Consider the following 26,321-nt stretch of genomic DNA (forward strand, 5'->3'; position numbering starts at 1 on the left):
TTCAGCCGTCCCGGCGGCCTGGCATGAAAGGCTTGACCATGACGGCTCGGGACAGCCGTCGGCGCGGCATGCGCGGACGTGGGCGAGCGGCACGAGCCGGCGACCGGGCGGCCAGCCGTGGCCTGGCCGCGGCCAGTCAGAGAGTCAGACAGCCAGGCGATGAGGCCGGGACGAGAGGGAAGCAACGGCGATGGTGATGAAGCGGTTCATGTCGCGGCTCGGGGTGGGCGCGGCCGAGGTGGACACGGTGCTGGACCGGCCGCAGGCCCAGCCGGGCACGGTTGTCACCGGCGTGACGAACATCGTCGGCGGAAAGGTCGAGCAGGAGATCGAGAAGGTGCTGGTCTCGTTGGAGGCCACCGTCGAGGTCGAGCGGGACGACTCCACCTGGTATGAGCAGGTGACGTTCGGTACCCAGCAGGTCGGGGGTGGCTTTACGGTGGCCCCCGGCCAGCGGATCGGCGGTCGGTTCGAGCTGGCCGTGCCGTGGCAGACCCCGATCACCACGGTCGGTGACTGGCAGCTGCGCGGAATGAAGATCGGGGTGCGCACGAAGCTCGCGATCCCCGGCGCGGTCGACCCGGGTGACCTCGACCCGGTCGAGGTGCATCCGCTGCCGATCCAGGAGGCGGTGCTGGCCGCGCTCGGCGACCTGGGCTTCCAGTTCCACTCCGCCGATGTCGAGAAGGGTCGCCTGCACGGTTCGGATCTGCCGTTCTACCAGGAGATCGAACTGCGCCCCTCCGGTGACTACGCCCGGCGGATCCGCGAGCTGGAGGTGACCTTCCTGGTCGACGGCGCCGGCACCGACGTCGTGCTCGAGGCCGACCGCCGCGGCGGCCTGCTGTCCTCGGGCGGCGACGAGCTCACCCGCTTCCGCCTGTCCCACCAGGACCTCGACCGCCAGGCCCTCGGCGGCCTGCTCCACCAGCAGCTCGAACATCTCGGTCGCCGCCGCGGCTGGTTCCGCTGACCTGCGGCGAGGCCGCGCGGGATCACCCCCTGGACATGACTCTCCCGATCTGACTGCATACGTGGGGCGTAAAGGGATAGCGTTTTTCGCTACCCTTTGCACACGGATGGTGGTTACATCCGAGAACTGCTCAGTCGGAGCAGATCCGTATCGGGGGGTCGGACGGGTGATCGCATGACAGCACCACAACCGGATGCGCTCGGCAGGGAGCTGGTCGCGCGGATCTTCAGCCCGGCCGAGCGCTGGGGTTGGGAGTTCGCACCGGCGCATCCGCCGGTGCCCCATCCCGAGGCCCACCAGCCGCCGTCGCAGTTCCCGGTGCCCCCGCCGGACCTGCGCGGGCTGGAGTTCCGCCGCCAGTATCTGGCGAGGAAGGTCTGGAAGCCGGCGGTCGGTGGCCTGCTGACCCTCTCCGGCCTGGGTGCGCTGGGCGAGTCACCCGGGGGCGGGCTGTTCATCCTGATCATTGGTGTCGCTCTGATCGTCTGGTACGTCCTGCCGCTGACCGCGCTGAGCCGGCAGAAGAAGGAGTACCTGGCGGCCTACGAGGCCGAGCTCGCCCGCCGCCAGCACGAGTTCCAGGGCGTCTACGCGGCCTGGCAGCAGCGGGTTCACCAGCATGACGAGGCCGAGCGCCACCGGGTCGCCACCGCGATGGACTTCTATCCGCTCGACCCGCTGGGTCCGGCCCGGGTCGACGTCTTCGGCGGCACCGGCGCCGGCTGGACCAGCATCCTGGCCACGGGTGGCGCATCCCTGCTCGGCGGCGGTGCCGGCATCCTGCTGCTCGACCTGTCCGAACAGAGCGTCGGCGCGGGGCTGGTCATGCTCGCCAACGAGGCGGCGAACGCCGCGGCTCAGGCGTCACCGGTCGAGGTCCGTGAGCTGCCCGCCGCGCTGGAACGCCTCGGTCTGCTCGACGGGCTCGAACCCCGCGAGATCGCCGAACTACTGGCCGATGCCTTCGACGCCGACCGTCGCGGCGGCGGTGACCGCGCGCTGCGCGCCATCGACGTCAACATCCTGCGGGTCGCGACATCCTCGATCCACGCCCCGGTGACCTTCGCTCGTCTCGCCGCCGCCCTGCGCATCCTGGACAACCAGAGCACCGCGATCCACGAGGGCGTGTTCGACGCGTACGAGATCGACGCGTTGCAACAGCGCCTGCACGACCTGGGGCAGCGGGAGCGGACCGCGGAGCAGATCGGTTTCCTGCGCACCGAGCTGGAGACCCTGGCCGGCGCCGAGCCAGCCACAGCGGCTGCCACCAGCAAGGCGGCGGAGGTCGATCCGGCGGCGCGGTGGTGGCCGCGCGGCGGGCTGCGGGTGCTGGGGACAACCAGCGCGGGCCGTGACAGCTCGGCGCGCCGCAAACTGCTGATCGACCGGGTCCTCGTGCAGACCCTGCTCTACCGACTTCGCAACGACGCCCGTGGGATGGACGGTGACGTCGGTGACGTCGCCGTCATCGCCGGCGCCGACCAGCTCGGCCAGGAGACCCTGACCGCCCTGACCCAGCAGGCCGAGCGGGCCCAGGTCCGGCTGATCCTGCTGTTCAAGAGCCTCAGCAACGATGCGCAGGCGCTCATCGGCACCGGCCACAGCGCCGCCATCTTCATGCGGTTGGGCAATGCCCGCGAGGCCGCCGCCGCTGCCGAGCACATCGGCCGGGGCTTCCGCTTCGTGCTCTCCCAGGTGACCAACCAGGTCGGCACCAGCTTCACCGAGGGCTTCGCCAACAGCTACGGCGAGCAGGACGGCACCTCCTACACCGAAGGCACCGGCGGCAGCCGCGGGCTGGGAGCTGGGGGGCACACCAGCGGCGACAACTGGAACCAGTCGACCACCACCTCGCACTCGGCGTCCTGGACGAACACCGTCAACGTGTCGAACACCGTGAACCAGAACGCCGGCACGACCATGCAACGGGAAAAGGACTTCATGGTCGAACCGACAACCCTGCAGAGCCTCGCGGCCACCGCGTTCATCCTCGTCGGCACCGGTGGCGGGCCCGGGCGCGTGCGTCCCGGTGACTGCAACCCGGGCCTCGTCCTGCTGCCCAGGGTGGCCAGCACACCACGGGACTTCAGCGCCGCTCCGCATTCACGGGACCCGGGTGCCCTCACCCACGGCGCCACCACCGCGACCCAGCAGATCGGCGCGCCGCAGCCCACCCATCAGGCACCGCCGCAGGCCTACCCGGGGGCCTACCCGTACTCCCAGGGCGGGCAGGGCGGGCAGGGCGGGCAGCCATCCGGTCACGGCGGCTACCCGTACCAGCAGCCTGGCCAGTGGTAGCTCGGGCGCCGGCATGCTGGACAGGTTGCGTTTCCATCGACTCCTCACCGTCCCTCGGCCTCCCGCGGCGGCGGACGGGCCCGACCCGGCGCCGGCGCAGCTGTTCGCCGCACTCATCGCCGCCCACGCCGATCTGACCTGCGCCGCCGAGGACGGTGCGGTCGATCCGCCGGCGATCGCGGTCGCCTGGTTGCGGGTGCCTGGCGATCCGCACCTGCGGGTTCTCGTCGGGGGGACGCCCACCTTCCCGCCGGCGCGCCCGGCCACGGCCGGCGTTCCCCTGGCCGGCACGATCCCGGCACCGGATGCGCCCACGCCGGGGGTCGCGGGATGGAGTTCGCCCGTGCCGGTGCTGTATCCGCCGGGCAGCACCGGTGTCGCGGTGGACACCGGTGAGGTTGTCACGGCGATGGCCGGCTTCCCCCACTGGTTGCGGTGCGCCGGAACAGCGGACGCGCTGTGGGCCGCCGACCGGTCCGGTGTCACGGGTCGCGACCCTGACAGCGGTCCGACCCGGCACGGCTCCTTCGACGACTTCGCCGCCCATCTGCCCGGCGCCTTCGCCTGGCTGGTGATCGCGCAGCCGGTACCCGCCGACGTCGTCGACGCCGAGCGAGGCGACCTGGTGCGCATGATCCCGTTTCTGCGGCGGCGCGAACAGGATGGGCATGCCCGCCTCGAACTGGAACGCGCCGAGGCGCGGTACCGCGAGCTGACCCGCTCGTCCGCCGCCGGCCTGTGGGATGTGCGGGTCCTCGTGGGTGCGTCGACGGCTACCGAGGCCCGACTGACCGCCGCCCTCCTGTGCGGCTCCGGTGAACTTGACGATCTGCCTTACCTGATCTCCGCGCAGCGCACCCGGCCGGTCTCACTCGCCGAGGCGCTCGAACCGCTCGACCTGCCCGGATCAGCCGGCGGTTCCGGCCCGCCACCGCGGGCTCTCGGCATCGGCCGCCCCGACCACGGGCAGGCTCCGGACGCGGGACCAGCGGCCAGTGGTCGGCCGGGGACCGACGGGCACACCGGTCCCCACGGGCCGACGACCTCCGGTTATGGCGTCCACGGGCACCCCGGTTCAGCCATCGGCGCCGACTACTGGCCGGGTACGGAACCCGGCGGTGGGGCCTCGGGCGGTGGGGTCGGTGGCACCGGTGCCAGGGGAGGTCTCCTCAACGTGCGACCGGCCCCGTCGCAACCCGGCTTCGGCCGACCCGGACCGCCCGGACCGCCCGGTCCGCCCGGCCCGCCCGGACCGGCTGGCCCGCCAGGACCGGCTGGTACCGCGCGATCCGCCGGGCCACCCGGGCAGCCACCGGAGCCGCGCCTGGGTGGCGCGGCCACCGCCGGCGTCGAGGCGCGGTATCCGTTCCGGGCCGGAGGCGAACTGGTGGCGGCGCTGGCCCGGCCGCCCCGGCGCGAACTGCCCGGTATCACGCTGGTCACCGCCCACACCTTCGATGTCACGCCCGAAGGGGACCTGCGCAGACGTCCACCGATGGCGCCAGCGCCAAGCCTGCTCGCGGGCACCGAGAGGGCCGACGCGGGCTCCTCCGGAGGCGACCAGGCGCTGGTGCTCGGCCAGGTACTCGACGCCGGCTGGTCACCGGCCGGCGTGCTGGCGGTACCCCGCGCCACCCTGAACCGGCATGGCTTCGTCTGCGGGGCGACCGGCTCGGGTAAGTCGCAGACGGTCCGGTCACTGCTGGAGTCGCTCGCGCGGGCCGCAAGTCCCGTCCCGTGGCTCGTGTTGGAGCCGGCCAAGGCCGAATACGCCCGGATGGCCGGACGGCTCGCCGGCCACGCCGAGGTCCTCGTCATCCGACCGGGGCGCCTGGATGCGCCGCCGGCCGGGCTCAACCCGCTCGAACCGGAGCCGGGTTTCCCGCTGCAGAGCCACATCGACCTGGTCCGGGCCCTGTTCCTGGCCGCGTTCGAGGCGCACGAGCCGTTCCCGCAGGTGCTGGCCCGGGCGTTGACCGTCTGCTACACCGACGCCGGCTGGGATCTCGTCGCCGGCCGGATGCGCCCCGAGCACCGACCCAGGTTCCGCGACGACGAGCCGCTGGTGGTGGCCCGACGCCGCTATCCGAACCTCGGCGACCTGCAACGCACCGCCACCCGGGTGGTCGAGACCATCGGCTACGGCGCCGAGGTGACCGCCGACGTCCGTGGCTTCGTCGACGTGCGGATCGGCTCGCTGCGCGAGGGCACCCCCGGCCGGTTCTTCGAGGGCGGCCATCCCCTCGACATCGGCGCGCTGCTGACCCGCAACGTCGTCGTCGAACTCGAGGACATCACCAGTGACCAGGACAAGGCGTTCCTGCTCGGCGCGATCCTGATCCGCATCGTCGAGCACCTGCGGGTGCGCCACGGCAGTTCCGGTACCGACGAGCTGCGCCACGTCCTCGTCGTCGAAGAGGCCCATCGGTTGCTCAGGAACGTCACGGACGGCCCGGCCGCGGCCGCCGTCGAGCTGTTCGCCTCACTGCTCGCCGAGATCCGCGCCTACGGCGAGGGTGTGCTCGTCGTCGAGCAGATCCCCTCGAAGATCCTGCCGGACGTCCTGAAGAACACCGCCCTCAAGGTGATGCACCGGCTGCCCTCCGCCGAGGACCGCCAGGCCGTCGGCGCCACCATGAACCTGCGCGACGAACAGTCCGAACTCGTCGTCGCCCTGCCCCCGGGCGTGGCCGCGGTCACCGTGGACGGCATGGACCGCCCGGTCCTCACCCGGATGCTGCCCGGCGGACACCGCGAGTCGGTGCAGGCCGCCCGCCACGACAACATCCCGCTGACGGGTCGGCGCAGCCTGCTGTGCGGCACCGACTGCACCACCCGCGGCGCCTGCACACTCGGCCAGGTCAACGACGCCGCGCATCTGGCTGCCGACCCGCTGCTGGTCGTCTGGGTCGAGGCGGTGGCCGCACACCAGGTCATCGGCCTCGCCCACCTCCTCGGCGAGGCACCTCCCACGCCGACCCCGGCGCTGCGGGACGAGCTGCTCGCCCAGCCGGTCCGCACACGGGACTGTCTGCTCGCCCACGCCGTCGACCGGTCCGTGGCCGCCCGCGCCACTGTGCTGCGCGGATACGTGGACCCGGACGACTTCGCCAGCCAGCTCCACGAGACGCTGCGCCAGCTGCTCACCGGCGCCCCAGCCGATTCTGATGCGGGCACCGTGGACACCCGCCGCTGGACCGCCGGCTCCTACCGCTATCAGGACGTTCGCCGTGCTCTGACCGAGGCTCGCCGCCGCCCCGGCGCGGAGCGACCACATCCGCTGACTGCCGAATGGCAACACCGCGGTCTGTCCCTGACCGGCACCACCATCGCCGCGCAGTTCGACGAGATCGCCCGCAGCCCGTACTACGCCCCTGGTCTCGACGCCGTCAGCCTCGGCGACCTGGCCACCAGCGGTCTTGCTAGCGCGGTGTGTTCCCTGACCGGCGGCACGTCCGCGGAGCACCTGCGCCTGGCGCTACGCCAGGCCTGTGCCGACGCGGACCTGGCCGCCCTGCGCTTCCAGGTCACAAGCCTGCTGGACGCATACGTCGCGGGCGGGGGGACCTGACGTCATGGCCACCGATACTCCGACGACGACTGACACTCCGCCGACGCCACCACCCGATACCTCCACCCGGGACAAGGCCTCCGCGCTGGACGGTGGCGATGGTGTTCAACCCTCCGGAGGCGACACTCAGGTGGCCGGCCGTGAGTCGCAGACAGGAACCGCCCAGACCACCTTCTCGGCAGCCACCGGCATCCGAGAAAAGGCTTCCGCGCTGGACGACTCGGGCAACGGTGCCAGGACTGACGCCGGGGCCTCCGGCCAGCACGAGGCCACACGGTCCGGGCATGACGCGAGAACCCTCCGGCCAATGCCCGCTGAGACGCCGAAGCCCACCGACACGCCTGCCGTGCAACCGGCCCCCCAGACCACACAGGACAGGGCTGCCGCGTTGGACGGTGACCCACCTTCAGGTCTCGAGCATCAGGGCAATACACCGTTCGACACTCGGCAGCCCGCGGAGCACGAACCGCAGGGCCTTGAACCGCCCCGTCAGGGTCTCGAACCCACGCCGGAGTTCCAGGCCGCCCTCGATGAACGTAAAGTCGCGATCGACGCCCGCCGGGCCGATCCCGCCGATCCGGCCACCGGCACAGACCCGGGTACCACTCCAGCATCACCGGAGTCGGATGCACCGACCGCCCATCGAGATACACCCGAGGATGCGCCGCTTCCGGGCCAGGAACTGCGGGAGGAATCCCGAGCGACAGATCCCGAACCCGACCTCGAGCCCAGGGAACCCGATGTTCGCTCGGTCCCCGGCAACCGTGCGACCGCACCGGCCACGGGCGAGGGCTCGAGAGAGCACGCCGGTGACCGCGCTCCCATGGCCGATGGCCATGACCAGGTGGGAGAACAACCTGCAGCCGAATCCGATCGGACCGGGTCAACCGAGCCCGAGGTCGACCGGCCATCACAACAGCCTGGCCTGGAGGACCCACCGCAGACACCGCAGTGGTCGGACGGGCCGGCAACACAGCCCTCAGCCGACTCCGACAGCGAGGACCCGCCTCCGGTCGAACACAACGCAGCGGACACGCACAAAGGCGGGCCGACGGGAGACCGGGATGCTGCCCGTAAGCCGGACAGTTCCGAGGTGTCCGGCCTGCGCATGGCGTGGATCTGGCACACCAGCAAGGCCACGTCGGACGGCCGCGCCTTTTACTCTGTCACGGATCACACGATGCGCCGAGCTGCCGCCACCGCAGATACGGAGCCAGGCTGCTACACCGCGGATCTGCATGGCAGCCCTGACGCGTTCCACGTCGGCAACGTCGACCTCGACGCCAGCGACCTCGCCTCCCTTATTCGCCGGGACGATGCCTGGAAGAGCCGACCGGTACGACTCATGTCCTGCGAGACCGGCCAGGGCGACGACCCGGTAGCGCAGAAGCTGGCCAACGAGCTGGGGGTCGTGGTCACGGCACCTACCGAACTCGCGTTCTCCGACCAGGAGACCGGTAGGGTCTGGACGACGTCGATGACCGAGAACGAATACGGTCGCCTTGTACAGACAGTTCCCTACGACGGAATATGGATCGATTTCCACCCCGACCCGAAAGGGGAAATGAATGCCTGAGGTCATCAACGGTTTCAAAATCGCAAAGCTCTTCGACGGAACCCGCGACGGCACTCCGTTCGTCAGCGATCGTCCCGCACTTCCAGCCGGCTCGGAAAGATCGAAGCTCCTCGCCTATCTCGACGGGGGTGCGGTCGTCCTGCGCGCCGCCGGACGGTCAGTGGATCGTCTCGACGCCAGCCGTGGAAAGTCCGTCCCGATTGCGTTTCACACGGACGGCGAGTGGGTGTGGAGTGCCTCCGTCGCCTACTACCTGGAAGAACACGAACTCCCACCCGAACCGGAGTTCCTCCATTATCTTCGCAGCCGGGACTTCCGCTACGTGGCGCCAGCGAAGGAAACAATTCGATCGGCCAGCCTCGCCCTCGAAAGCCAGTAGCCGCTACGACGGAATGCTCCGGCGCCCTGGCCGCCCATCCGATTCCAGGTCACGAGCGTGCCGAAATCCCGTGTCGCCGGTGAAGGGCGCTGACATCCGATGGCCACCGATACTCCGTCGACGACCGACGCTCCGCCTCCTCCCCCACCGCCGCCTCCACCCGACACCTCAACCCGAGACAAAACCGCCGCACTGGATGGCGGCGACCGTGTCCAGAGCTCCGGACACGAGCAGCAACAGACAGCTGGCAGCAGGGGGGAGGCCGGTCCGAGATCCGCTCAGGAAGCCGACACCGACCGGCTGGGCACGGTCCGCGAGAACCCGACCGACACCGGCGACCACCAAGAGGGCAGCAGGTCCCTTGGCGACGCCGCCCCTGAGCCCGAAAGCGAGGGCACATCCTCGGCTCCGACGGCCACTCAGGACAAGGCTGCCGTGCTCGACGGTGCCGGCACTGCGGAATCCGGAGACCACGAAGCTGCGTCATCAGGCGACGACGGCAGGACCGCTCGGCCCAAGCCTGGTGAGGCTCCGAAGCGCACCGACATACCCGCTTTTCAGCCAGCCGCGCGGACCGCTCAGGACAAGGCTACCGCGCTGGACGGCGAGCAACCCCCCAGCCTCGAGCAGCAGGACGGCGCGCCGCTCGAGTCCGTCCCGCGCAGCACCGAAGAGACCGACACCGAGCGGCCGGCCACACCACAACAGTCCGCGGACCACGAACCGCAGGGCCTCGAGCCACCGCGCCAGGGTCTCGAGCCGAAACCCGAGTTCCAGGCCGCGCTGGACGAACGCAGGAGCACGACGGACAGCACGGTGCCCCAAGACGCCCGACCCCAACACGCCCGGAATCCCGAGTCCGGTTCCGTACACGGTTCAACCGATGCTGCTACCAGCAGCGAAAATTCCGGTTCGACAACACGGGCACCAGTGACAACAGCCGAGGTGCGGGAGTCGGTCAGAAGTATCGAGACTGTCCACGAGCACCCGACCCTCATGCCTTCGGGAGATCCTGGAAGTGAGCCGCTCAGGCAGAGCGATCCGCCTGCGCCGGACGAGGGGCATAACGATGTGGTGTGGCCTCTCAGCAAGCCGAGTCCTCTGCACGAGGCCGAGCCCTCGCCGCTGGTCAGCAAGTTTTCCGAGGAGAGCATCGAAGTCGATGAGCCCCCCGCACGTGGCGACGGCAGCACCGAACCGCCTTCAGCCGACATCCCGGCACAAGCTGTCGCCGACCGGTTGGTCGATACCGGCCGCAGGGACCCACCGCTCGGCCCGCAGCCTCATCAGCCAGATCAGACGACCACAAACGAAGGACTACCAGAAAGCACATCTGCCCGAGACCCGGCAGATGGATCTCCCCGGCACGGCGAAATTTCCCCGACCAGATCTCCACTTGATCGAGAAAAACTCCTACCCACGCTGAGTGAAGACCAGGTCCGACGAGGGCCAGACGGTCTGATCGACTCGATCGATGGGAGGTCCGCGAATGACTATCTTCACCAGCTTGCCGGCGAGCGACGGCAAGGCTATCAGGACGCCCGTGAGAATGGATCCATCCCACGATCGGAGGTAGCTCCAGTTGTGTCTGATCTCCTCGACCGACGCACCGGACGCCTGTATGAGTCCGTCAACAGCGCCGAGCCACCTCGAGACCTCCACCCGATTTTACAGGAGCGCCTGGACCAACTGAACAGGACAGCCGAAGGAAATCCCGAGGGATACGAGTACAGCGACGGAACACGCGGAGGGTATCCGCACTTCAGCGTCGCAGGAACCCACGCCGAAGTACACAATGCGAGCCGCGCACTGCACGACCGAGAGGCGCTGGGATACCCGGCGACATCGGATTCACTCCACGAAATGACTGTCGACAACTACTTCCCGTACCGGCCGAGCGAGAAGTCGGCAGCTCCATGCTGCGCGAACTGCACTGCTATACTTGGCGACAGTGAAGGGGTAGAATCAATTCCGGGGAAAATTTCAAATCGACTGACAGACAGGTAGGCGATGGAAGTAAATTCCAGCCAGACCGTGAACATGGACGACATAGAATACACAGACGATCTGTTCGTCACTTTCGAAGGAAAGCTTTTCACCGGCCAGGCGGTCGACTACTACAAAAACGGCCAGATCTGCAAGACGGAGACCTACAAAGGCGGCCGTAAGAGCGGCGTAGAACGTTCGTTCTACGCCGATGGATCGATCAAGTCGGAACACGAGAACATAGACGGAGGCTGGGAGGGGGTCGGGCGGACCTGGTTCCCCAATGGTCAGCTAAAAAGCGAGACGCGATACAGGAGGGGTGTCGTTCTGGAAGAGATCCTGTGGGCGGAGGATGGCGCTCGAGTAAAATAATTCCAGGCCCGGAAGTTCCAGACGTCGAGCGATGACAGCGAGGGATCCTTGCGATGCACGCCGCAGAGGAAATGGTGCTGCAAATCGCGGAGGCGGAGGCACTGCAGCTTCAGCTGAGGGGGCACGTCCAAGCCGATGTTGCCGGTCCGGATCAAGTCACGACAGTCGCCGGATTTGACGTCGCCTACGACACCGAATCCGACGTGGTAGCCGGCGCAGTCGTCATCCTTGCAGCACCGACCTGGGAGGTCGTCGGTTCAGCGACGACAGTGGGCCGGGCAGCATTCCCCTATGTTCCCGGGCTGCTTTCCTTTCGGGAGCTGCCGCCGCTGCTCGACGCATGGGACGAGGTGCTTCCGAAGCTGTCGACACCCCCCGACCTGGTACTCTGCGATGGCCACGGGATCGCCCACCCACGGCGTTTCGGGCTGGCCTGCCATCTCGGCATCACCCTTAATCTACCGACGATCGGGGTTGCAAAGACACCCTTCGTCGGCACACACACTTCTCCTGGGCAGCGGCGTGGCGAGCGCACAGAAATCCTGCTCGACGGGGAGCCCGTCGGGGCTGCGCTTCGCACTCGCGATGGCGTTCGGGAGGTGTACCTATCGGTAGGGCACCGGTCCAATCTCGACTCAGCCTGCCGGTGGGTTCTCGAACTATGCCCGAAGTACCGGCTTCCCGAAACGACCCGAGCAGCAGATCGCCTCAGCAGGGCCGCACTCGCCGCGCACCGCTGATCTCTCGTCGCATGGCTGGGGGGAACCATGGTCTTTCCGCAGAACCCGCAGGGCTGGTCGATGCCGCCGCTGCCTACGCTACCGTCGTTGCCACGGATCGCGCAGGTGGCGCCGCGTTTCGACGGGCTGTATGTGGCAGCCGGGCCGGAGCCGGGGTGGAACTTCTACCTTCGCTTCTTCAGCCACGGCTCGGCGTGCGGAACCACCAGCAACCAGTCGCTGCCCGCGGTGGCCGAGATGCTGGTGCCCCGGCCGCCCGTCGGCGGCCACTACCGGATCGCCGGGCAGCAGATCACGGTCAGCAGTACCAGTCAGCATGGCCAGGTCGACTACTGGGGCGAGCTTCGCGGGGATGGCCTGGAGATGCGGCTGACCCATCGCGACAGCCGTCACGGCGTCGAGCGCTTTGACGTCTGGCAGTTCCTCCCGCTCATGTTCGGGTCAGCTCCGGGGGCAGGAAACGGTCGGACTCGATGGGGTCGATGGCTGCGGACACAGCCGAACAACACGCGTCGGTGACCAGCGACTCACAGGCGGCGAGTGAGGCCGAAGGTGGAGATGGCGTAGCCGGTGCGCAGCGCCAAGCGGTGGGCCTCGTGGCGGTGGGTATCGATGCCGAGCTGGATGTGTTCGCAGCCCAGACGGCGGGCCTCCCGGTCGGCCCAGGCGAGCAGGCGGGTGGCGTGGCCGCGGCCGCGGGCGACGAGGATGGTAGTCAGGTCATCGACGGCGAGATGCCGTCCGCTGGCCAGCGAGGTCACCTGGCGGAAGCCGAGCGCGCTGGCGACCCGGCCGAGTTCGCCGTCCCAGGACGCGATCAGCCGGTAGCCCTCGGGGCGCTGCACCTCGTTGACGAGGCGGACGAACCCCGTCGAGGTCAGGTGGGGTCGTAGCTGTCGCATGGGGTCGAACGCCAGCCAGGTCCGGTCCGCCTCCAGCTCCTCGATCTTCACGGTCCGTATTCTGTCAGTACCTTCCTGGGAGCGCTTCGCCCACCCGGTGTGACGTGCCGACTCCACCCGCTATCCACGGATTCGACTGACGGATTCGCCTGGTGGATGTGGCCTGTGGATGAGGCCAGGCGGCACGGCGGGTGGAGGTGTCTAGGCGACGGCGTCCTCGGACTGGCGATCGGCGAGAAGCTGGGCGGCGAGCCAGGAGACGGTCTCACGGACGAACCGCAGGCGGCCGGCGAGTCCGACCACCTCGTGGCCCTCGTCCGGGAACAGCAGGTAACGACACGGCACCCCGCGGGCCTGGGCGGCGGCGATGGTCTGCTCGGCCTCGTGAACGGGCACGTTCGTGTCGTTCTCGCCGTGCACGACCAGCAGGGGTGCGGCGAGCCGGCTCATCCGGTGCAGCGGGGACAGCGCCCGCAGCAGGGCCGGGTCGGTCCGCGGGTCACCGTACTTGGTGACGGCGCTGGCCGCGATCCACGGCTCGGTGTGCTGGTAGAAGGTCTCCAGGTCGACCATCCCGCAGACGTCGACGCCGGCGCGGAACAGCTCGGGGTGTGCGACGAGGGCGGCCAGCGTCAGGTAGCCGCCGTAGGACCGGCCGGCGACGGCGATGCGCTGTGGGTCGGCGAGTCCGGCGGCGACGAGATCGCGCACGCAGCTCGCGACGTCCTCGATGCCGTCGAAGCGGTGGTGCAGATGGTCGGCCTCCTCGAAGGAGCGGCCGTAGCCGGTGGAGCCGCGCACGTTCGCCGCGAACACCGCGACTCCCCGGGCGTTCAGCGCGTGGATCAGCGGGTTGAACGTGGGCCGTTCCTGCGCTTCGGGCCCGCCGTGCAGGTAGATCAGGGTCGGCATCGGCCCGGACGGCGCCGGCGGGCGGTACCAGAAGCCCGACAGGGTGAGCCCGTCATGGGCGACCAGGGTGCGCGGTTCCGGTTCGACGAGCGCGCGCGGCTGCCGGGGTGCGCGCGACACCAGACATCGGTGGACGGCGCCCCACCGCGCATCCCCCGCGTCGGCATCTCCTGAGTCGGCGCCGAGGTGGCAGGTCCAGAGCTCGGCGGGCACGGTGGCGTCCTCGACGGCGAGGACGAGCTCCCGTCCACCGGGGCGACCCAGCAGCGCGGTGATCACCGCCCGCGGCGGGGCGGGCAACGGGTGGACCTCGCCGGTGGACAGATCCACTCCGGTGAGCTCGCTGCGTCCCGCCACGTTCCACGCGACGACGGCCCGTCCCAGGCCGGCGGCGCCCAGCCCCGTCCCGATCAGCTCCGCCTCGGCCCGTGCCGTCGCGCCCCGTCCCGTCCCGCCCCGACCCATCCCGCCCAGAGCCGTGTCGACCAGCTCCACACCGGCCAGTTCCGGGCGGGGGGCGGCCACCTGTCCGGTGGGAGTGTCGAGCAGGGCGATGCGTTCGACATCGGCGTCCGGGCGGGCGGCGAGCACCCGGGCGGGGCCCGGACCGTCGACCGCCACGTCGAGCAGGGCGGCGCGCTCACGACCGCCGAGATCGGTGACGAGCAGGGCACGGTGCCCGCCGGCGACGAACCGGCCGGACAGCACGGTCGCCCGCCCGCCCGGCAGCTCCCAGGACGCGTAGGTGGTGCCGTCCTCGGCCGCGGTGGTGAGCCGGGCGTCGACGATCAGGGCCCGGCGGACCCCCCGCGGCCCCTCCCGCAGCAGCAGTCGGTGGCCATCCGCGATGGCGACGGCATCGAGGATCTGCAGGGCGACGCCCTCGGCGAGCACGACCCGCCGTCCGTCCAGGGTGATCAGCACTGCCACGGTGTGTCCGGACGGGTCGGTCCGGTCGGACTCGGTGACCAGCAGCGCCTGGCCGTCGGTGGTCCACCGCGCCGGGGCGGCGGCCCATCCGTCGCCGCCCGCGAGCCGCCATGCCCCGCCGGGACGGCCACCCGCGCCGAGCCCGGACGCAGGATCGACGATCCGCACCTCGGTGAGCTCCCCGCCGCCCGGCGCGACCTGCACCGCCAGCAGCTCCCCGCCCGGTGACCACATCGCGGCCCGCACATGCCCCGGCCCGGTGTCGACGGCCACCCCGTACCCGACACCGTCACCGTCGGCACCGCCCTCCCCGACGCCGCCCACAGCCCCGGCGCCGTCGATGTTCCCGGCACCGTCGACGCTGCCGGATCCGGCGGGCACGGCCATCGCGCGGACCCACAGCCGTGGGCCGGTGGGTCCGTCCGCGATGTAGGCGAGCCGACCGTCGGCGGCCAGGGCCGGTGCGCGCACGCCGACCGCCGTCGCCCAGGCGTTCGGGAGGTCCGTCGGCAGCGGTGCCAGCACGTCCAGGACGGCGGGACGCTGCGCCGGCACATCGCGGGCCAGGGCCTGCGTCGACGCGGTCAGGTCCTCGGGGTAGGAGGCTCGGGTCATCTCAACTCCCTACGGCATCGGCTCGGCTCGGCTTGGGCTGGCCGGTCGGGTCGGTCGGATCAGGTCAGGCCATGATTCTGCAACCACATCTCGAGCAGCGCAGCCTGCCAGAGCGCATTCGCCCCAAGGGTGGTGCGGTTGTCGTTGGGGGCGGCGAGCATCGACTGCACCCAGGACGGCCGGTAGAGCCCGCGGGCCTTGGCCGCCGGGTCGAACAGCGCCTCGCGGACCCGCTCGAGGAACGGGCCGTTCAGGTGACGGATCGCCGGCACCGGGAAGTAGCCCTTGGGCCGGTCGATGACGTCCACCGGCATCAGCGGGCGCCCGATGTCCTTGAGGACGCCCTTGCCGCCGGAGGCGAGTTTGAGTTCGGGCGGGCAGGCCGCGGCGAGTTCGACGAGTTCGTGGTCGAGGAACGGGGTGCGGGCCTCGAGGCCGGCGGCCATCGTCATGTTGTCGACCCGCTTGACCGGGTCGTCGATGAGCATGACGGCCGAGTCGATGCGCAACGCCGCGTCCACGGACGTCGCCGCCCCCGGATGGGCGAAGTGGGCGGCGACGAAGTCGCGGCTGGCGTCCCGTTCCAGCAGGTAGGACGGCTCCACCATGGCCGGCAGGTCGCGGTGCGGCCGGTCGGCGAACACCGACAGGTAGGCGTCGACAGCCGCCTCACGGGGGACGTCGGCCAGCGGCGGATACCAGGAGTAGCCGGCGAACACCTCGTCGGCGCCCTGCCCGGACTGCACCACCTTCACGTGGCGGGACACCTCCTGCGAGAGCAGGTAGAACGCCACGCAGTCGTGGCTGACCATCGGCTCGCTCATCGCGGCGATGGCGGCGTCGACGGCGGGCAGCAGCCGGCTGCCGGGCACCCGGATCTGATGGTGATCGGTGCCGAAGTGTTCGGCGATGATGTCCGAGTAGGCGAACTCGTCGCCGGACTCGCCGCCGGCCGCCTCGAACCCGACGCTGAAGGTCGCCAGGCCCGTCTGCCCGGCCTCGGCCAGCAGCGCGACGATCAGGCTGGAGTCCAGCCCGCCGGAGAGCAGCACGCCCACGGGCACGTCGGCGACCATCCGCCGGCGCACCGCGGTGCGCAGCCGGGCGGCGATCGCGTCCTGCCAGTCACCGGCGTCCCAGCCGGCGTAGGCGTCGTCGCGGGTGAACGACGGGCTCCAGTACACCTCGTCGGTGTACTGACCGTCCGGCTCGACGACCCGCACGGTCGCCGCGGGCAGCTTGCGCACCCCGGCGAGGATGGTGTGCGGCGCCGGCACCACCGAGTGGAACGAGAAGTAGTGGTGCAGGGCGACGAGGTCCAGATCGGAGCTGATCCCGCCGCCGGCCAGCAGCGCCGGCAGGGTGGAGGCGAACCGCAGCCGCTCGGCGTCCACCGCGTAGTAGAGCGGCTTGATGCCGAGCCGGTCGCGGGCGAGCACGAGCCGGCCGGTGTCGCGTTCGGCGACGGCGAAGGCGAACATGCCGACGAAGTGGTCGACGCAGCGGACGCCCCACCGGTGGTAGGCCTTGCCGATCACCTCGGTGTCGGAGGTGGAGAAGAACCGGTAACCGGCGGCGGTGAGCTCGTCCCGCAGCTGCTGGTAGTTGTAGATGCACCCGTTGAACGCGGTCGTGAGGCCCAGTTCGCTGTCGACCATGGGCTGCGCGCCCCGCTCGGACAGATCGATGATCCTCAGTCGGCGGTGGCCGAACGCCACCGGCCCGGACGCCCAGATCCCGACGCCGTCCGGACCGCGCGCCACCATCGTCGCCGTCATCCGAACCACGGCGTCGACGTCGGCCGCCCGGCCGTCGAACCTCAGCTCGCCACTAAGCCCACACATAGCGCTCCCGTCGGGTTACTGGGATCAGGCATGATCCCTTCTCCGGACGTACCTGCCCGGCGTCGAGAGACTTCGTCGTCCCCACACGATCGATGCCGGACGTTTCACAGTCGTGTCGGCCCGGTTGCGGTCACGCACGGTCCACATCCGCGCAGGCCGTAGCGGCCCCGCTTCGCACCGTCGGCACCACCGGGCCGGTGCGGCCGAGCTGGTCACCGACCGTTCGGGAACGTGGCGCCGACCGTCGGCGTCCGCGGGCGTTCACCACCCGCGGACGACCGCCGATCGCCGACCGCGGTTCCGTCAGCGGCGCGGGATCCAGGTGTCCTTGGAGCCGCCGCCGCGTGAGGAGTTGACGATGAGGCTGCCGGGCGGGGCGACCCGGGACAGCGCCGCGGGGATCACCACCGGTTCGGACCCGGCGTAGACGAACGCCCGCAGATCCACCGCGCAGGGCTGGAGCTGGCTGTCATGCCAGGTGGGATGGGTGGACAGGGCCACCACCTCCTGACCGATCCAGCGTCGCGGGTCGGCCAGGATCTGTTCGCGCGCCTCGGTGAGCTGGTACGGCTCGGCGTGCGGGCCGATCAGCACGCCCGCGCCGCCGAAGCCGTCCACCGGCTTGACGACCAGCTGGTCGAGGTTGGCCAGCACGTGTTCGCACTGCTCCGGGTCGCCGCAGACGTAGGTGGGCACGTCGTCGAGCACCGGCTGCTCACCCAGGTAGTAGGTGACCATCCGCGGCACGAAGGCATAGGTGACCTTGTCGTCGCCGACCCCGTTGCCGGGCGCGTTGGCGACACTGACCAGCCCGGCACGCATCGCCCTCAGCAACGCCGGGCCCAGCGGCGCGCCGTCCGCGCCGACCGCGTTGAACAGTTCGTCCTCGTCGATGCGTCGGTAGAGCACGTCCACGCGGTGCCGGGTGGCGCCGTCGACGCGGTGCGCGCCGTCGTCGTCGACGAGCAGCTCGCCCGGTTCGACCAGCGCCACCCCCATCTGCTCGGCGAGCATGGTGTGCTCGAAGTAGGCCGAGTCACCCGGCCCGCCGGAGAGCACCGCCACCACCGGCTCACCGCCACCGCTGGCCCGGCCGCCACCGGTGCTGCTCCCGCCGCCGGGACGGGCCGGGGCGGCGGCCAGCAGCGCCTCGTGCAACAGCGCCGGGATGCCGTCCAGGCGCAGGATGCCGCTGGGCGGCCCGAGTTCGGGCAGCACCGACTCGGCGAGCCGGCGTCCCTCCAGGGCGTAGGCGATCCCGGAGGGCACCCGCAGGTTGTCCTCGAGCACCAGCCAGCCGCCGTCCGCGCCGCGGACCAGGTCGATCCCGGCGGTGGTCACCCGGATCGCCTCGTCGGCCACCGCCCGTCCGCCGTGGCGCAACCCGGGTGCGTCGTTGACGACCCAGGGTGGCACCACACCGTCGGCGACGGCCGCGCGCTCGCCGTAGACGTCGCGCAGGAACGCCTCCAGCGCCCGGACCCGCTGGGTCAGGCCCGAGCGCAGCACCGCCCAGTCCTGGGCTGCGATGATCCGCGGCACGATGTCGAACGGGAACGGTCGGCTGCGCTCGTCCCCGGCGACCTTGAACACGATGCCGCGGTCGTGCTGCTCGGCCTCGCGGGTGCCGACCCGTTCGTCGAGCATGTCCGGGCCGAGCCGTTCCAGGGTGCGCATCACCGCCCGGTACTGGGGCCGCACCGCACCGCGGTCGTCGACGACCTCGTCGTAGCCGGTCGGCTGGTAGCGCTCGAGCAGCGTGGGCGCGATCTGGTCGGGAGCCGACACCGCCGGCGCCACACCGATCACCGCACCGGCCGGCGGGACGTCCCGGGTCTCGGCCAGGATCAGGTCGGCGACATCGGTGAGCAGCCCACGGCGGGCGAACGCACGACGCTGGCGCTGCGCGGAGCTGCCGCGCCCGGCGGCCTGCTCGGCGAGGTTGTCGATGAGCTCCCAGTCGTCGTACTGCTCCAGCTGCGGACGGACCTCCTCCAGCAGCCGGCGCAGCATCGCCCGTGCCGGCACCGGCCCCGGCCCCGCGCCGAGAATGTCGACGAGGTCGCCCTCCAGCCCCGACCGGGCCGCCCGCCAGGTCGCGGCGCGCAGCAGCTCGGCGCGCGGCGGCGGCGCCTGGCCGCCCGCCGCGATCTGCTCCACCGCCCGGCAGACCAGCGCGCGGAACAGACCCGCGATGAGAATGACGTTGTCGACGTCCGGGCAGGCGTCGCAGATGCGCAGCTCCACGGTCGGCAGGTGCGCCGACGGGCGGACGTCGAAGTAGACCATGCCCGGGTCGCTGATCACCCCGGACTTGATCAGATCGGCGATGAGCTGGTCGTACTCGGCGGCGGTACGGAACGACCCGGCCACCCCCGCCGTCGGCCAGCGCTGCCAGACCAGCGTGCGCATGCTCGCATAGCCGCTGTCGGCGCCAAGCCAGTACGGCGAGCTGGCCGACAGCGCCAGCAGCATCGGCAGCCACGGCGCCGTCCAGGCCACCACCGCCATCGCCAGATCACGATCGGCGACGTCGACGTGCACCTGCGCACCGCAGATCAACTGCTCGCGGGCGACGATCTGATAGTCCTCGGTCATCTGCTCGTAGCGGGCGTCACGGGAGACGTCGAGCGCGTCCACGTCGAGGATCGGCACGGTGCCCGACGCCGCCGGCCCGAGCCCCAGCTCCCCGGCCGCCTCGGCCAGCCGGCGGCGCAGATCAAGCAGGTTCGTCCGCAACGCCAGCAGATCCACCGTCGGCCGACTGTTCGTCTCCACGACCGATTTGAGCAGTTCCGGGGAGAACGAGTCGCCATCGAGCCGAGCGAGTATTTCCTCCGCACGGGGAACAAGCTGACGGGTGTTGAGATCGAGGATGTGGAACTCCTCCTCGACGCCGACGGAAACCATTCGCGCGTCGCTCATGGCCGGCTACGCTACGACCAGCCGGTTACACATGCATGACGGGCAGGTATCTCCGGGTCCGGATCTGCCATTATGTCCGTCCTGGCCGGGTCCGTCGTGGCCGCGCTCGCCAGCGCCGCGTCCGTCAGCGCTGTGACCGGCACTGATCCGTCCACCGCTACGGCGTCCGTCACCGTTGCGCACACCACCATTACCCACACGCTGTGATACCGGCATACGCCACCCGCTCTGGCCGTGGGCCGGCGTCCCGACCTGCTCCGATGCGGTGCCCGTAGCGCCCTGCAGGACAATCGTGACAGCCCGGTCCGTCGGCCGGCCCGCCGCGATCGGGCGGCCGCGGTCTCCTCGGATTCCTCTCCCACGGACCCCGCCGCTAAAACGTGACGAAGCCCGCAGCATGACGTGCCACGAAGCACCAGGCCGGGATCATCCCGGTGACCGCCGGCAGCCCGTCACGTTTCCGACCCTCCGCCGACCCTGGTTTCACCTGCCTCGGGTTAGCCGCCCATTTCCGGCGAGACGACGATGCGCGACTTCATCCGAGCACAAAGCAACTGCCCCGCCACCATCACGCGGCCCCTCCCCCGGTGGCACCTGGCGCCCCACTCGAACATCCACTGCCACAACGTCGCTGTGGCTCCCTCGATCGCAGCGCGCCACGACAGATCACCAACCAGGCACATACAGCTACGGATCGACGACGTCGCGTCTGACCAACCCGCCATGCCGAGACCCGATCCGCCACGCTGAGGATCGACACCGCCATACCGGCGGCCGATTCCGACACGCCGAGGGTTATTGGGGAGGATGCCGAGGGCTGTTCTGGTTTTCCGGCCTGACATCCCGAACAACCCTCGGCATGAGCCGGCCGAGCCGGCTGGCTCGCCACTGTGCCGCGACGGCCACCGCGACGGCCACCGCGACGGCCATGGCGACGGTTACGACGATGCGGTGCGGGCAGCGGCCTGGGCGCGGACGGCGGGTAGGACGTCGCGGGCCAGGGTCTCGAGCTCGCCGACGGTGGGCACGGCGAGTAGCAGGGCGGTGAACCCCACGGCCACGATGTCCACGAGCTGGTCGATCACCTCGGTGACGCTGCCGCTGACCACCCCCGATCCCGGCGGTGCCTGCTGGCCGAGCCGCACGATCACGTTGGTGGCGCAGACGATCGACGCGGGGTCACGGCCGGCCCGGGTGGCGGCGGTCAGGACGGCCGTGCGCATCCGACGGGCGCCGTCGAGGCCGACCCGTCCGATGGAGGGAAGCCAGCCGTCGGCGAGTTCGCCGGTGAGCGCCAGCGCGCGCGGCCCGTACGCGCCGAGCCAGATCGGGATCGGGCGGGCAGCGGGCGGGTCGATCCGGGCGCCGTGCACGGAGAACTCCTGGCCGGCCAGGGTGGTCGGCTTCCCCGACCACAGACCTCGCAGGATCGTGATGGCCTCCCGCTGCCCGACGATCTTCTGCCCACCGGTGCGTTCGGTGAGGCCGAAGGCGTGGAACTCCGCGTCGTACCCGCCGCCGCCGAGGCCGAGGACGAACCGTCCACCGGAGAGCCGGTCGAGGGTCTCGGCGATCTTCGCGACCACGGGCGGTGGCCGGTAGGGCAGGGCCAGGACGTTCGTGGCCAGTTCGATGCGGCGGGTCTGGCCGGCCAGCCAGCTCAGCGTGGTGAACGGATCGTCGGTGGGACGCTCGCTGTGCAGGTGGTCGCTGAGACTGAACAGGTCGTAGCCAAGCTCGTCGGCCCCCTGGGCGAGATCGAGGGTCTGCGCCGCCGACAGTCCGCTGACCACACCACCGGCCCCGAACACAAGCCGCGTCCCGGACAGCGCGCTCATCGCGTCGCCTCCTGGTGCGGGCAGGTGTCGTGGCTGCCCGCGCGAGCGGCGCCGTTCGGGTCTCGGTCGGCGGCCGGGCCCGGGGCCGGGTCGGACGACAGGGGTGAACTCACCGGGAGCCCTTTCGGTGGATGTGGTCGGCTCGCAGCCGCAGCAGAACCCGTTCGCCCTCGGCCTGGCGCAGGGTCGGGCCGCCGGTCCACCTGGTGAACGTGAGGTGGGCGAGGTCGATGGCGGACGGCCCGGTCTCGGTGGCGACGATCCGGCCACGGACCTCGATGTAACGGCGCGGGTTGGCGCTGTCGTGCAGCAGGATGGTGGCCCGCGGGTCAGCGAGGATGTCTCGGTACTTCTGCCGGCCGGTCTGGGTCCCGACCAGGATGTGCTGGTCGTCGGCGTGCGGCCAGACGATGCTCGTCTGAGGCTGGCCGTCCAGCGGCTGCACCACCCGCACCTGGAGCACCGCGAACACGCCAAGCAGCACGACGGCGGCCGCCAGCCCGGCGATGACCTGGGCCGATCCCCATCCGCTCTGTGTCGCCCGCGAGACGGCGAACACCAACGTGGCGACCGCCGCGGTGATGACGACCGCCCCGGGCACGTCCAGGCTCCGGCCGTGACCCCGCTCGGACGGGGCGAGCACCCTGATCGTGGCCAGCAGGAGCCCGACCCCGATGGGAACGTTGACGAACAGCACCCACCGCCAGCTCAGGCCGTCGGTCAGCACACCGCCGAGGATCATCCCCACCGCGCCGGCGCCGGACGCCGCGGCACTCCAGAAACTCAGCGCACGAGTGCGCGCGGCCGGCTCGTGGTGACTGGCGGTGATCAGGCTCAGACTGGCCGGTGCCAGTGCGGCGGCGCCGATCCCCTGCACGGCCCGCGCGGCCAGCAGGGTCGCGCCGTTACCAGCAAGCCCCCCGGCAAGGCTCGCGAGACCGAACACGACCAGACCGACCTGGAAGACCAGCCGCCGTCCGAGCAGGTCGCCCGCACGGGCAGCGAGCAGCAGCAGACCACCGAAGGTCACCAGATAGGCAGTGACCACCCACTGCTGCCCGGCCACCGACAGTCCGAGCGCGCGGCGCATGTCCGGCAGCGCGACGTTCACGATCGTGGTGTCCAGCACCACCATGAACTGCGCCGTGCACGCGAGGGCGACGACCGCGGCCAGCGGCACGTGCGGCCGCGCCACCGCTACCGCGGCCCGGGTCTCCCCCACCGCCGCGTCCGCCTCCGTCGCTGCTGGCTCTGTCGGTGTCGTCGCCGGCGTTGCAGCCGTCGACGTTTTGATGGGCTCCACATATAGTATGTATCACAAACCAATTTTCACGGCCATCCCGCCGGCCGCCGGCAAGCCGAGCCGTCGGCGGGAACGAGACGGAGATCCCGGGTGTCCGCCATTCGTGGCGGGCTGGGCAGTCCTTGGCAGTTCGCGCCGACAAGCGCAAAAGCCCAGGTCGGGCTTGGTTAGGTCGGCTGGGCTTGACTTCCGTACCGGACCGGGACATCCAGATTCTCGGCCATGCGAGGATCAAGCTGGCGCAACGCCGCCTGTACGCCGACCGCGCCTGCCGAGAAGACGGCGGCGACCGGCTTCATCCCAGCTGGTCGCGGCGACGGGCGAGGTAGGCCGTTGGCGGTCACCGACCATGACGGCTCGCGCGCGAACCTCCCGCGCGGCCCGGCTGGACGGAAGCCGCCCGCGTCACCTGATCGACATTATGCGCGCGCGTCGGCACAGACATACGTCACCGCCCTGACCGCGACCGGCGTCCCGACCAGCTCCGATGCGGTTACCGCGAGCGCCCGACCGTCGTTCACCGCCTGCTCGCGGCAGCCCGACCCGACGGCCGGCCCGCCGCGAGCAGGCGGTCGCTACCAGAGTTGGCCTTTCCCGTGGGCCGCGGCTAAAACGCGACGAAGCCCGCACCTCCACTCACGGAAATACCGGGATGAACACGCCCACCTCACTAGGGAAGTTCTCTCGCGCTCCGGATCGGCACAGCTTGCGCCAATCACCCGCGCCGGGTTACTCCAATTTCACCGCTCTCCCGGCGCGCCCAGCGGCCCACCCACGGCCGCGGATCCCCACCGGCCGGTCTCACCCGGCGATCTCCTGCCCGGCGGTCTCCCGCTCCCCGCTGCGACCATCCCGGGCCTTCGGAACCATCGGTACGTCGACACCGCCGGCCCGGGCCCACGGCGGGCCGCCCACCAGCGCACGCACATCAGCACGAGGGTCGCACAGCAGCGGCCCCCCGCAGCGCTCGGTGCCCTCCTTGACCGCGATGAGGTTGGCCGCCACATACGGGATGTGATTGGCGGCGTGCCACTCACTCGGGTAGTAGGTGACAAGACGGGAGCTCTGGAACCGGGCTTCGATCTCCGGGACAAAGGTGCGGTACTGGTCATCGGTGTAGTACCAGAACGAGTTCTCGTTGTAGAAGGCGAGATGCATCGGATCCTGATAGGCGCCCCGTCCGTCCGAGCTCGGGGTCAGTGTCAGGAGCATTCCTCCCGGCGCCAGCAGGCGGTACAGCTCGTTGATCAGAGGAATCTTGGCTGGTACGTACTCCAGGAAGTCGACGGCCCGGATAACACCCACCGATCCGTCCGGCAGGTCCAAGCGATCGGGCAGCGTGGCGACGATATCCACTGCGTCGCCTGGGTACTGGTCCACTCCCAGGAAACCCGCCGGCTTGCGATGGGCCGCGCCCAGGTCGAGTGCAAGCAGTCCACGACGGCGCGCCCAGGCAAGCGCGTTGGCCTCGATGTGACGGTCGTAGAGAACGACGGTCTCCCGCTGGATATGGCCGTTGACCTCGGCGTCGCTCTGCGTGTTCCCCTCGTGGATCCGCTGCAGGTAGAGGCAGCGCGGAATCCGGTGGAAATCCCCCACCTGATAAAGACGACACATCAGGTCCTGGTCGTCAAGCACCGTGAGGCTCGCGTCGTATCCGCCGATCTGCTCGTAGACCTGACGCCGAAATGACCGCACATGATTCGGCGCATACCAGATGTAGGAGATGTTGTGCGGAGTCGGTGGCAGCGAGAAGGCCTGCAGGACCGGTCGGTCGTCGACGGTTGTCTCCTGGTATTCCCAGCCGTGCATCTCGTCGAACCGACTGTCATCCCGTTCCCCGCCCAGCGTGATCTGCGCGGCGTCGCTGTAGACCAGGCCCGCGGACGGGTTCTGGTCAAACGCCGTGGCCAGCTCCGCAAGGCAGTCCTTCGCCAACAGGTCGTCGTGATCGAGTTCGACCAGTATTTCGCCGCTGGCCAGCTCGCAGGCCCGCCGTTTGACGGCACCCACGCCGCGCAGACTGTCGGCGATCTCCACCCGGACCCGGTCGTCCGGGACCTCGGGCCGCCAGCGGGCGCCGCTGTTGAGCAGCACGATCCACTCCCAGTCGGAGCGGCTCTGCGCGCGCAGGCTCTGCAGGCACTCATCGAGGAAGCGCGGCTGGTGGCTGGGGGTGAACACCGAGAAGGTGGGGGCGGGTGATGTCATCGCTCAGTACCTGTCCGACGGGCTCCGGCGCAGGACGGAATCTGCTCCGGAGCGAATGCCTGGGTGCCCCCGAGCACCTTGGATCTTTGGCGTTGCACTTCGGATCTCGAGCCTCGGACCTCGAACTTCGGCCACTCAGCTAGGCCGTCCGGTGGGTCAGGGGCCGTCGGGCACGCGAAGGGTACTGCCTACGTGACGTCGTGGCAGCACGACCACGCGGTGTGGGTGCGGTCCGGTGCTCCGGGCGGGCGAGGCACCGGACCGCCGCGGCTCACACCGCGCAGATCGCGTAGGCCGTGATGTTCGTGTTGGCGTTGTGCCGCGCTGCCCACCCGGTGGCCGGTGCGCCGTTGAGCGGCACCGGAACCGATGCCGTCAGAGCGCTGCCGTTCGACGAGAGGCCGCCGCCGCCGATGGCGGCGGTGCCCGCCGGGCAGAACGCGTAGGCGGTGCGCAGGGCCGTGGCCGAGACCACGAAGCTGCTCCTGCCAACACTCGGACCCTGCGCACCCTGGTAACCCTGGTAACCCCGAGGACCCTGGGCTCCCTGGGCACCCTGCGCACCCTGCGCACCCTGCGCACCCTGGGCTCCCTGGGCTCCCTGCGCTCCCTGCGCACCCTGCGCACCCTGGGCTCCCTGCGCACCCTGGGCTCCCTGCGCACCCTGAGCACCCTGGTAACCCCGAGGACCCTGAGCACCCTGCGCACCCTGGGCTCCCTGCGCACCCTGGGCTCCCTGCGCACCCTGGTAACCCCGAGGACCCTGCGCACCCTGCGCACCCTGCGCACCCTGGGCTCCCTGCGCACCCTGGGCTCCCTGCGCACCCTGGGCTCCCTGGGCACCCTGCGCACCCTGGGCACCCTGGGCACCCTGCGCACCCTGGTAACCCCGAGGACCCTGCGCACCCTGCGCACCCTGCGCACCCTGGGCTCCCTGCGCACCCTG

The 26,321-nt window shown here is 70.5% G+C and carries 17 protein-coding genes; 9 read left to right on the forward strand and 8 right to left on the reverse strand.

Features of this window, described 5'->3' with window-relative positions:
* Positions 1 to 190: 190 nt before the first annotated feature.
* The 5 genes from MXD59_RS21785 to MXD59_RS21805 all read left to right on the forward strand — a co-directional run bounded on the left by MXD59_RS21785 (position 191) and on the right by MXD59_RS21805 (position 8,797).
* Entirely contained in the window at positions 191 to 973 is a 783-nt protein-coding gene (locus tag MXD59_RS21785; RefSeq protein WP_248826481.1) for a sporulation protein, read from the forward strand.
* A gap of 174 nt (positions 974 to 1,147) precedes the next feature.
* Positions 1,148 to 3,271 (forward strand): hypothetical protein, encoded by a 2,124-nt coding sequence (locus MXD59_RS21790; RefSeq protein WP_248826482.1) that lies wholly within the window; start codon positions 1,148 to 1,150, stop codon positions 3,269 to 3,271.
* A gap of 13 nt (positions 3,272 to 3,284) precedes the next feature.
* Positions 3,285 to 6,842, forward strand: a complete 3,558-nt coding sequence (locus MXD59_RS21795) for an ATP-binding protein (protein ID WP_248826483.1) — start codon at positions 3,285 to 3,287, stop codon at positions 6,840 to 6,842.
* A 130-nt stretch (positions 6,843 to 6,972) separates the two neighbouring features.
* Positions 6,973 to 8,418 carry a DUF8616 domain-containing protein gene (locus MXD59_RS21800; RefSeq protein WP_248826484.1) on the forward strand — a complete coding sequence of 482 codons (1,446 nt, stop codon included), beginning with the start codon at positions 6,973 to 6,975 and terminating at the stop codon, positions 8,416 to 8,418.
* Positions 8,411 to 8,797: a hypothetical protein gene (locus MXD59_RS21805; protein ID WP_248826485.1), complete on the forward strand. Its 387-nt coding sequence runs from the start codon at positions 8,411 to 8,413 to the stop codon at positions 8,795 to 8,797. The genes MXD59_RS21800 and MXD59_RS21805 overlap by 8 nt, the downstream gene beginning before the upstream one ends.
* Positions 8,798 to 9,283: 486 nt before the next feature.
* Here the strand turns inward: MXD59_RS21805 and MXD59_RS21810 are convergent, their stop codons facing one another.
* The gene (locus MXD59_RS21810; RefSeq protein WP_248826486.1) at positions 9,284 to 9,622 is read right to left on the reverse strand and encodes a hypothetical protein; all 339 of its coding nucleotides are present in this window, start codon (positions 9,620 to 9,622) and stop codon (positions 9,284 to 9,286) included.
* A 1,185-nt stretch (positions 9,623 to 10,807) separates the two neighbouring features.
* Here MXD59_RS21810 and MXD59_RS21815 point away from each other — a divergent pair.
* Genes MXD59_RS21815 through MXD59_RS21825 form a run of 3 tightly spaced genes read left to right on the forward strand, consistent with a single transcriptional unit; the run spans position 10,808 to position 12,414 of the window.
* Complete coding sequence (locus tag MXD59_RS21815) at positions 10,808 to 11,155, forward strand: toxin-antitoxin system YwqK family antitoxin (protein ID WP_248826487.1); 348 nt, start codon at positions 10,808 to 10,810, stop codon at positions 11,153 to 11,155.
* Positions 11,156 to 11,208: 53 nt separating this feature from the next.
* The gene (locus MXD59_RS21820; protein ID WP_248826488.1) at positions 11,209 to 11,895 is read left to right on the forward strand and encodes an endonuclease V; all 687 of its coding nucleotides are present in this window, start codon (positions 11,209 to 11,211) and stop codon (positions 11,893 to 11,895) included.
* A 27-nt stretch (positions 11,896 to 11,922) separates the two neighbouring features.
* The gene (locus MXD59_RS21825) at positions 11,923 to 12,414 is read left to right on the forward strand and encodes a hypothetical protein (RefSeq protein WP_248826489.1); all 492 of its coding nucleotides are present in this window, start codon (positions 11,923 to 11,925) and stop codon (positions 12,412 to 12,414) included.
* 8 nt (positions 12,415 to 12,422) lie between these two features.
* Here the strand turns inward: MXD59_RS21825 and MXD59_RS21830 are convergent, their stop codons facing one another.
* The 7 genes from MXD59_RS21830 to MXD59_RS21860 all read right to left on the reverse strand — a co-directional run bounded on the left by MXD59_RS21830 (position 12,423) and on the right by MXD59_RS21860 (position 25,375).
* Entirely contained in the window at positions 12,423 to 12,848 is a 426-nt protein-coding gene (locus MXD59_RS21830; RefSeq protein ID WP_248826490.1) for a GNAT family N-acetyltransferase, read from the reverse strand.
* A gap of 150 nt (positions 12,849 to 12,998) precedes the next feature.
* Positions 12,999 to 15,254, reverse strand: coding sequence for a S9 family peptidase (locus tag MXD59_RS21835; RefSeq protein WP_248826491.1), 2,256 nt, complete (start codon positions 15,252 to 15,254; stop codon positions 12,999 to 13,001).
* A gap of 59 nt (positions 15,255 to 15,313) precedes the next feature.
* A complete protein-coding gene (locus MXD59_RS21840) occupies positions 15,314 to 17,098 on the reverse strand; it encodes an N-acetylglutaminylglutamine amidotransferase (protein WP_248826492.1) in 1,785 nt (594 codons plus the stop codon).
* A 303-nt stretch (positions 17,099 to 17,401) separates the two neighbouring features.
* The gene (locus tag MXD59_RS21845) at positions 17,402 to 20,023 is read right to left on the reverse strand and encodes a carboxylate--amine ligase/circularly permuted type 2 ATP-grasp protein (RefSeq protein ID WP_248826493.1); all 2,622 of its coding nucleotides are present in this window, start codon (positions 20,021 to 20,023) and stop codon (positions 17,402 to 17,404) included.
* Positions 20,024 to 20,961: 938 nt separating this feature from the next.
* On the reverse strand, positions 20,962 to 21,861 hold the full coding sequence (locus MXD59_RS21850; RefSeq protein ID WP_248826494.1) for an LLM class flavin-dependent oxidoreductase: 900 nt from the start codon (positions 21,859 to 21,861) through the stop codon (positions 20,962 to 20,964).
* A gap of 109 nt (positions 21,862 to 21,970) precedes the next feature.
* Positions 21,971 to 23,083: an MFS transporter gene (locus MXD59_RS21855; protein WP_248826495.1), complete on the reverse strand. Its 1,113-nt coding sequence runs from the start codon at positions 23,081 to 23,083 to the stop codon at positions 21,971 to 21,973.
* 882 nt (positions 23,084 to 23,965) lie between these two features.
* Positions 23,966 to 25,375, reverse strand: coding sequence for a glycosyltransferase (locus MXD59_RS21860; protein WP_248826496.1), 1,410 nt, complete (start codon positions 25,373 to 25,375; stop codon positions 23,966 to 23,968).
* Between the two features lie 316 nt (positions 25,376 to 25,691).
* On the opposite strand from MXD59_RS21860, the gene MXD59_RS21865 reads away from it, so the two are divergent.
* Positions 25,692 to 26,321: hypothetical protein (locus tag MXD59_RS21865; RefSeq protein WP_248826497.1), on the forward strand; the 630-nt coding region annotated here is incomplete at its 3' end.

It is taken from the genome of Frankia umida (assembly GCF_023242945.1).
GTDB lineage: Bacteria > Actinomycetota > Actinomycetes > Frankiales > Frankiaceae > Frankia > Frankia umida.

What these genes read in the sequence shown, in the direction of transcription:
- MXD59_RS21825 (WP_248826489.1), top strand. Translation starts at nt 11,923, where the DNA reads ATGGTCTTTCCGCAGAACCCGCAGGGCTGGTCGATGCCGCCGCTGCCT.
- MXD59_RS21845 (WP_248826493.1), bottom strand. Translation starts at nt 20,023, where the DNA reads ATGAGCGACGCGCGAATGGTTTCCGTCGGCGTCGAGGAGGAGTTCCAC.
- MXD59_RS21835 (WP_248826491.1), bottom strand. Translation starts at nt 15,254, where the DNA reads ATGACCCGAGCCTCCTACCCCGAGGACCTGACCGCGTCGACGCAGGCC.
- MXD59_RS21785 (WP_248826481.1), top strand. Translation starts at nt 191, where the DNA reads ATGGTGATGAAGCGGTTCATGTCGCGGCTCGGGGTGGGCGCGGCCGAG.
- MXD59_RS21850 (WP_248826494.1), bottom strand. Translation starts at nt 21,861, where the DNA reads ATGAGCGCGCTGTCCGGGACGCGGCTTGTGTTCGGGGCCGGTGGTGTG.
- MXD59_RS21805 (WP_248826485.1), top strand. Translation starts at nt 8,411, where the DNA reads ATGCCTGAGGTCATCAACGGTTTCAAAATCGCAAAGCTCTTCGACGGA.
- MXD59_RS21815 (WP_248826487.1), top strand. Translation starts at nt 10,808, where the DNA reads ATGGAAGTAAATTCCAGCCAGACCGTGAACATGGACGACATAGAATAC.
- MXD59_RS21840 (WP_248826492.1), bottom strand. Translation starts at nt 17,098, where the DNA reads ATGTGTGGGCTTAGTGGCGAGCTGAGGTTCGACGGCCGGGCGGCCGAC.
- MXD59_RS21860 (WP_248826496.1), bottom strand. Translation starts at nt 25,375, where the DNA reads ATGACATCACCCGCCCCCACCTTCTCGGTGTTCACCCCCAGCCACCAG.
- MXD59_RS21790 (WP_248826482.1), top strand. Translation starts at nt 1,148, where the DNA reads ATGACAGCACCACAACCGGATGCGCTCGGCAGGGAGCTGGTCGCGCGG.
- MXD59_RS21795 (WP_248826483.1), top strand. Translation starts at nt 3,285, where the DNA reads ATGCTGGACAGGTTGCGTTTCCATCGACTCCTCACCGTCCCTCGGCCT.
- MXD59_RS21820 (WP_248826488.1), top strand. Translation starts at nt 11,209, where the DNA reads ATGCACGCCGCAGAGGAAATGGTGCTGCAAATCGCGGAGGCGGAGGCA.